This is a genomic window from Myroides sp. LoEW2-1 (assembly GCF_009767705.1).
GTDB classification, from domain to species: Bacteria; Bacteroidota; Bacteroidia; order Flavobacteriales; family Flavobacteriaceae; genus Flavobacterium; species Flavobacterium album_A.
Genome location: NZ_WSPP01000148.1, coordinates 1 through 6,979, shown reverse-complemented (window position 1 = coordinate 6,979; position 6,979 = coordinate 1). Strand labels below are relative to the sequence as shown.

The window sequence follows — 6,979 nt, the reverse complement described above, 5'->3', positions numbered from 1 at the left end:
AGTATAGAGTATAAATGCTTGGTTAATGAAAATTAACCAAGCATTTACTATTTAAGTAGTTAGATGTTTTATCATATTTTAAAGAAATACTTATTTCTAAAATCAATCTAATTATAGTATTTTTACCCAAGTTTCATATTAGGAATAGGAGTGAGATATTTGTTCCTTTTCTAATTGTGTTTATTCATTTAACTATTTAAAATGACAAAAAAAATAAGGGTTGTTGAGCTATTTGCAGGAGTTGGAGGGTTTCATTTGGGATTAAAACAAGCTTCTAGTAAATATTCTATTGAATGGAGTAATCAGTGGGAGCCTGCGACTAAGAGTCAGCCAGCTTCTGATATATATAAATTACGTTTTCCTGATACTGCTCATTGTAATGAAGATATTGAAAGAGTAATTGAAGAATCTTTTGAACAAATACCAGATCATGATTTATTAGTTGGAGGTTTTCCTTGTCAAGATTATTCTGTAGCAAGTACATTAAAAAGAGCAGGTGGTATTGAAGGAAAAAAAGGTGTGCTTTGGTGGTCTATTTACAACATATTAAATAAGAAAGAAGACAAATTACCTAAGTACTTGTTTTTAGAAAATGTTGACCGATTGTTAAAATCACCTGCTAAGCAAAGGGGACGTGATTTTGCTATTATGTTGGCATCATTGGATGACTTAGGATATGCTGTTGAATGGCGCGTTATAAACGCTGCTGAATATGGATTTCCACAACGACGACGTCGTACATTTATAATGGCTTATCATAAGAGTTCTAAGATTTATCAAGATATGATAAAGGCCAATGATCAAGAATGGCTGCTTACTAATGGAATAATAGCAGAAGCTTTTCCTGCTGTAACTGATTATACAAAAGGAAGAAATTTTGAAATAGAAGGTGATCTTGAAATGGTTACTAAACTTTTTAATGTAAATAAAGGTATAGCAGAGAGTCCTTTTGAAAATACAGGAATGATGGTGGGACGTAAGGTGTTTACTTTTAAATCTTTGCCAGATTACAACGGACCATTTACAGTGCTAAAAGATATTTTAATAGAGGAAAAAAATGTTCCTAAAGAATATTTTATCTCTGAGGAAGATATGGATAAATGGAATTACTTAAAAGGAGGTAAGAATGAGCAAAGAATAAATAAAGCTTTAGGTTTCGTTTATAATTATTCAGAGGGTTCAATGGTTTTTCCAGATGCTTTAAATAAACCATCAAGGACTATAATTACAGGGGAAGGTGGTAAAGCACCATCACGCTTTAAACATGTTGTACAAACTCCTTCGGGTAAATTAAGACGTTTAACTCCTATTGAATTAGAAAAGTTAAATATGTTTCCTGAAAACCATACAAAAGAAGCAACTGATGTAAAACGTGCTTTTTTTATGGGTAATGCTTTAGTTGTTGGAATTATTGAGAAAATAGGAAAAGTATTAATAGAACGAATTTCTTAGTTTATTTTTTATAAATTAGATCTAACTAGTTAAAACAGAATATAATGAAACACCCTAACCATAGAGTAACTGAATTACCTAAAGAAGAGCTTGAAAAAGAAATCTCTACTTGGACAAGAGAACAGTTAATAAACTGGCTTAGTTGGAATGACCCAAATGGGGTTTATAAAGATGAGGATTCTTTAGATGAGTTTGGTAATATTATGACTATTGAGGAAGGTAGAGAAATTATGTTGAGACAAATTGAAGAAGGTAGAGAATAAATAAACTAATAATAAATAGGACTTATTGAGTTTTCATTTTTGAATATAATACAAAATAGTTTAATTAAAGTGATTATTGTTGTATTTTTAAAAAAAATTTACATCTACGTAATATAATTAATTCAATAATGGCATTGATACCAAAGATAGAATTTACTGATAGTAAAACAAATTGGTCTATTGAAATAGAGGATATTGGAACAACAGGAAGGAATAAAAAGAATCCTAATAAGTTGAACTATAATAAAACTTATAGAACATGTCAGTACTTGAATTGTTCAAATACTATTATGATAAGTAGGTTAAGTGGACTTTGTGATGAGCATGATAACCATCAACATGATTTATTTTTAACGTTATTTGATGAAAAGGGAGGTAAAGTCAAAAGCCCAAGACATGATGTTATCATAAATAATCTTATCGATTGGGCAAAAAGCAGAAATTTTGATTTGCTTCCTTTTTTTTCAGATTGTTCATTCACAATTCTTGGAAATATACCAGATGTGTCAACTTTAAGTAAAGAAGTTATTCATAATAATTTTATTCCTAAAACTTTAGATGAATATTTAAAGATTTGTATTGAAACTGTAAATAGGCATTTTCCAGAAACGAATAATTCTTCTTTTCAAATGCTAGAAATAAAAAATATAAAGTATCCTGCTAGAGTATTAGCAATAACACTTGTAGGATTGTTACTTGTAGAAGAATCTAATAGAGGTGATAGATGGTTTTGGAGAGAAATTGTTAAAGATGAAGCTAAAACTGATTTTTTAGGAGCAGCAATGCCAATTGCTTATTTTGCAGCAATGAACTTTCCTTGGGGTATGGAAATAGGCAAAGCAGCCCCAAAATTTATCCCATCAGGAAAATAATAAAAAAGAAATATAAATACCCATTGGCAGAGCTTGGCAGATTTATCTTGCCAAGCTTTGCACATTTGTAATGTTAGCTAACAAATTTAATTAACCCATTAAATTCTAACATTATGAATATAGATCGCACAGAATTCCTTTTATGGATGGAGCGTATTATGACACGCTTCGATCATCTATCAGAACATATAAAAGACCTCCCTATAAAATCTCAAACTATAGATGGAGAAGAGCTTTTAGACAGTCAAGATGTAATGAGTCTTTTTAAAATAAGTCCACGCTCACTACAGCGTTACCGATCAGACGGTAAACTCCCTTATTATACCATTAGTGGTAAACTCTATTACAAACGCTCCGATGTCAATCAGTTTATCAGAGAATGCTTTAAAAACCCAGTAAGAAGAAGTAAATAGCAGCTAAAGGCCAAGAGTAACCATTAAAGCATGCTATTTACTTATCAAGGTCTCTTGGCTTTAGTTTTAAGTTTTTAATCATTTAAAACTATGTATTATGAGTACAGAAACCACCCAAAGACAAGTAGAGCATGATGTGCTTCTTGTTAATGACAAAACAAAGAATAGAATTCAAGTAGTAAAGGGATTAGATAAAGATGGTAAACTTGAAACAGTTCCAGCAACTAAAAAGAATCAAAATCAATTTTTAAAAGTTGATCGTAACGGAGATTTTTTTTCAAACTTCTTTTCTAATTTTTTCAGCCAACTTAAAAATCCAACGCAGTTTACTTTCTTTAGAGTTCCGGAGCTTTTGACCATCAAGATGGCTAATCAAATGCAAAAAGAACTCAATCAATCAGGACCTACTCATGAACTGTTTTTAAAGCACCAAATAACAGAAGTAGGTAAGGAACCAAAGAAAGAAAACAAAGTAGCTGAACCAACAAAAGAAGAGGGGCAGTACAGCTCTAATAAATTTGATATTAAAGACATTGATTGGGATTCACTTTCAAGATTGGGGCTTTCAAAAGAGAAGCTTCAGGAGATGGATTTATTAGAACCACTTTTGCAAGGCTATAAAACCAAGGATTTAGTAGCTGTAAATTTAGATTTAGGTTCTGCGGTGTTTTCTTTGGATGCAAGGCTTTCTCTACAGAAAAACGAAGAAGGTAAAGTGGTTATGGCACTAGAGGGGGTAAAGAAATACCCTAATCTCAATGTGCCACTTTATGGACATGAGTTTTCAAAGCAGGATAAGCACAACCTTTTAAAAACTGGTAATATGGGTAGGGTAGTGGAGCTTACCCATCCAACAACAAAGGAAAAGATTCCATCAGTTGTGAGCGTGGACAGGCTCACCAATAATTTAGTTGTTACTAGAGTTGAAAAGATGCAATTACCACAAGAGGTAAAAGGCATTGTTTTAAGTGAAGAGCAGCTTCAGACTTTAAAAGAAGGTAAACCACTACTTGTAGAGGGCATGACCTCGGCTAAAGGGAATTTATTTAATGCTGAAATTCAGTTTAACGCAGCTAAAGGGCATATTGAGTTTTTGTTTGACAATACCAATAAACAAAGTCAAGCGAAGAATCAAATTCAAAACCAATCCCAACTGTCAGATGATCTGAAAACCTTTAGAGGTAAAGAACTTACCGAAAAACAGCAAAGCGATTTATTGGAAGGCAAACCAATTTACATTAAGGATTTGATTGATAAACGAGGTAATCCTTATCAAGGATATGTGACGTACAACAAAGAAACTAAGCAAGCTGATTTTTCGTTTCAAAATCCAAATAAACAAGAACAATCAAAGGCGCAATCACAGTCAGAAAAGCAAGCAGATGAGCCTAAAAAATCAAAAGGACGTAAAATGTAAAGCTAAAGACTATGATTGTAATTCTTGCAGAAAAACCAAGTGTAGCTAGGGAGATAGCAATGCTTGTTGGAGCTAAAACAAAAAAGGATGGATATATTGAAGGAAACGGTTACTGTGTTACCTGGGCTATTGGACATTTAGTATCGCTGGCTATGCCTGAGGACTATGGTTTTCAGGGTTTTAAAAGAGAAGCTCTGCCAATCTTACCAAGGTCTTATTTGTTACTTCCAAGAAAGATTAAAAAAGGTAAAAAGTATATTTCAGATCCTGGAGCTTTAGAACAGCTTAAAGTAATTGATACACTCTTTAAAGCGTGTAAGGAGATTATCATAGCCACTGATGCAGGTAGGGAAGGAGAATTAATTGCTAGATATATTCTTCAATACCTAAGCTGTACTAAACCCTTTAAAAGGCTTTGGATAAGTTCTCTAACTGAAACAGCTATAAGAGTTGGACTTCACAATCTTAAAGAAGGAAGCACATTTGATGGACTCTTTAGAGCAGGACATAGTAGAAGTAGAGCGGATTGGCTTGTTGGTATAAACGCTTCTCAAGCACTTACTGTTTCAATGAATGATTCGGTGTATTCTCTCGGTAGAGTACAAACACCAACCCTCAGTCTTATCTGTAAACGGTATTTAGAGCATACTTCTTTTAAAAAGAAATTGTACTATCAAATAGAACTTATTCATCAAAAAGACGGTATACTATTTAAATCGCTCTCAACTGATAAATGGGAAGATAAACAAAAAGCAGAACAAGCTTTAAAACTCATTGACAAACAAAGTGAGGTTAAAATACAAAAAGTAGAAACCAAAACAATAAGAGAAGAGTCCCCACTTCTTTTTGATTTAACCTCACTTCAAAAAAGAGCCAATGAACTCTTTGGGTTCTCTGCAGATGAGACTCTCAGCATTGCTCAGAGCCTGTACGAAAAGAAGTTTATCACGTATCCAAGAACTTCGAGTAAATACATTCCAGAGGATTTATGGGCTGAGGTTCCTAACTTATTAAAGGTTCTTTCAGATGATAGTAGATATAGTAACCTGCTTCTAAAACTAAAGATGGCAAGGCTTAATAAGAAGATAGTAAATGATGTAAAAGTTACAGATCACCATGGACTATTAACCACAGATAGACTTCCTTCAGCGATTAACGCTAAAGAAGAGAGCATTTATCATTTGATTGCTCAAAGAGTATGGGAAACAGTATTTGAACCTTGTGTAAAAAAGCAAACAGAGGTAACCTTAAGTAGTTTGGATTATGAGTTTAGTTTTAAGTCTTCTTCAATAATAGAACTTGGATGGAGAGAGGTAAGAAAAGAACTTTCTACTACTGATGAGGTAGTAATAGATTTACCTGATTTACAACAAGGCGAGAATCTAAAAATTAAAGAATCAATTGCTCTTGAAAAATCAACAAGACCAAAAGCTTTATATACAGAGAGTTCACTTTTATCAGCTATGGAAAACGCATCTAAAGAAGTAGAAGATAAATCACTTCAGAGTATTATTAAAGAAGTTGGAATCGGAACAGCAGCTACAAGGGCTTCTATTATCGAAACGCTTTTAAAAAGAGAGTATATTACAAGAAAAGCAAAGTCACTTGTTCCAACAGACAAAGGTCTTAAAGTATATGAGATAGTCAAAGACAAACTTATCTCTGATGTATTGTTAACAGCTAAATGGGAATCTGCTTTTAAAGCCATTGAAGAGAACAAGACCAATATAGAAGATTTTCATAGACAGATAGAGGATTATACCACAGAGATAACAACAGAGCTTTTAGCTATTAAACCAGTTAATGAAACAGCTCATTTATCCTGCTCTAAGTGTAAACAGCATACTCTTCAACTAAGAGAAAAAGTAGTAAAATGTTTAGAACCTGATTGCAACTGGATATTGTTTAGAGAGATATGCGGAATTAAACTTTCAGTAGATGATATAACAGATTTACTAGAGAATGGAAGAACCAAACTCCTAAAAGGACTAATTAGTAAAGCAGGGAAGAAGTTTGATGCTTACCTTATCTTAAAAGAAGATTGTACTATTGGGTTTGAGTTTAAAAACAAGTAACTAAAATTAAATAAATCAAAAGGAGTTATCTAAAAGTCAGGTAACTCCTTTTGATTTATATCTATTAGTGTTTATGCTTTTTAGCATGTTTTTTCTGCTGTCCAGGAGCATAAGCCTTAGCTGACTTTGATCCTGTTATTTTTTTCATTTGTCCAGGAGGAACATCATTGTTCCCATGTGATTTTACATGTACAGAACAAGATGCTAAAAGTAAAGTTGTCAAGGTTAAAATACCTAATTGTTTAATTCTTTTCATATTTTTTGTATTACTGCTTAGTAAGATAAGAAGCACAGACTTAGCTTTACTTATTTGACTAAGTAATGAAGAAACAAAAGTAAATAAATTTTAAATCTGTTTAAAACTAATAAAGTAAAACAAGCAGTTTTCTGATTCAGATAACTGCTTGTTATTTAAACTAATTGAAAAACAATTAATTAACTATTTCTAAATACATGACCATTTTCATAGGTATAATCCCCTATGAAA

7 protein-coding genes are annotated in these 6,979 nt (G+C 32.4%); 6 read left to right on the top strand and 1 reads right to left on the bottom strand.

Going from position 1 to position 6,979, the window contains the following annotated elements; genetic code table 11:
• The first annotated feature begins 201 nt into the window (after positions 1-201).
• The 6 genes from GOQ24_RS09370 to GOQ24_RS09345 all read left to right on the top strand — a co-directional run bounded on the left by GOQ24_RS09370 (position 202) and on the right by GOQ24_RS09345 (position 6,492).
• Entirely contained in the window at positions 202-1,452 is a 1,251-nt protein-coding gene (locus GOQ24_RS09370; RefSeq protein WP_160339548.1) for a DNA cytosine methyltransferase, read from the top strand.
• A gap of 44 nt (positions 1,453-1,496) precedes the next feature.
• A complete protein-coding gene (locus GOQ24_RS09365; RefSeq protein ID WP_160339547.1) occupies positions 1,497-1,715 on the top strand; it encodes a hypothetical protein in 219 nt (72 codons plus the stop codon).
• Between the two features lie 128 nt (positions 1,716-1,843).
• A complete protein-coding gene (locus GOQ24_RS09360; RefSeq protein ID WP_160339546.1) occupies positions 1,844-2,587 on the top strand; it encodes a hypothetical protein in 744 nt (247 codons plus the stop codon).
• 113 nt (positions 2,588-2,700) lie between these two features.
• On the top strand, positions 2,701-3,000 hold the full coding sequence (locus tag GOQ24_RS09355; protein WP_160339545.1) for a helix-turn-helix domain-containing protein: 300 nt from the start codon (positions 2,701-2,703) through the stop codon (positions 2,998-3,000).
• Positions 3,001-3,097: 97 nt separating this feature from the next.
• Positions 3,098-4,417 carry a DUF3945 domain-containing protein gene (locus GOQ24_RS09350; RefSeq protein ID WP_160339544.1) on the top strand — a complete coding sequence of 440 codons (1,320 nt, stop codon included), beginning with the start codon at positions 3,098-3,100 and terminating at the stop codon, positions 4,415-4,417.
• A gap of 11 nt (positions 4,418-4,428) precedes the next feature.
• Complete coding sequence (locus tag GOQ24_RS09345; RefSeq protein WP_160339543.1) at positions 4,429-6,492, top strand: type IA DNA topoisomerase; 2,064 nt, start codon at positions 4,429-4,431, stop codon at positions 6,490-6,492.
• A gap of 64 nt (positions 6,493-6,556) precedes the next feature.
• Here GOQ24_RS09345 and GOQ24_RS09340 read toward each other — a convergent pair whose 3' ends face one another.
• Positions 6,557-6,748, bottom strand: coding sequence for a hypothetical protein (locus GOQ24_RS09340; protein WP_160339542.1), 192 nt, complete (start codon positions 6,746-6,748; stop codon positions 6,557-6,559).
• Positions 6,749-6,979: the final 231 nt, after the last annotated feature.

Excerpts from the sequence above, each read along its gene's own strand:
- GOQ24_RS09370 (WP_160339548.1), top strand. The coding sequence starts at position 202 with ATGACAAAAAAAATAAGGGTTGTTGAGCTATTTGCAGGAGTTGGAGGG.
- GOQ24_RS09365 (WP_160339547.1), top strand. The coding sequence starts at position 1,497 with ATGAAACACCCTAACCATAGAGTAACTGAATTACCTAAAGAAGAGCTT.
- GOQ24_RS09360 (WP_160339546.1), top strand. The coding sequence starts at position 1,844 with ATGGCATTGATACCAAAGATAGAATTTACTGATAGTAAAACAAATTGG.
- GOQ24_RS09355 (WP_160339545.1), top strand. The coding sequence starts at position 2,701 with ATGAATATAGATCGCACAGAATTCCTTTTATGGATGGAGCGTATTATG.
- GOQ24_RS09350 (WP_160339544.1), top strand. The coding sequence starts at position 3,098 with ATGAGTACAGAAACCACCCAAAGACAAGTAGAGCATGATGTGCTTCTT.
- GOQ24_RS09345 (WP_160339543.1), top strand. The coding sequence starts at position 4,429 with ATGATTGTAATTCTTGCAGAAAAACCAAGTGTAGCTAGGGAGATAGCA.
- GOQ24_RS09340 (WP_160339542.1), bottom strand. The coding sequence starts at position 6,748 with ATGAAAAGAATTAAACAATTAGGTATTTTAACCTTGACAACTTTACTT.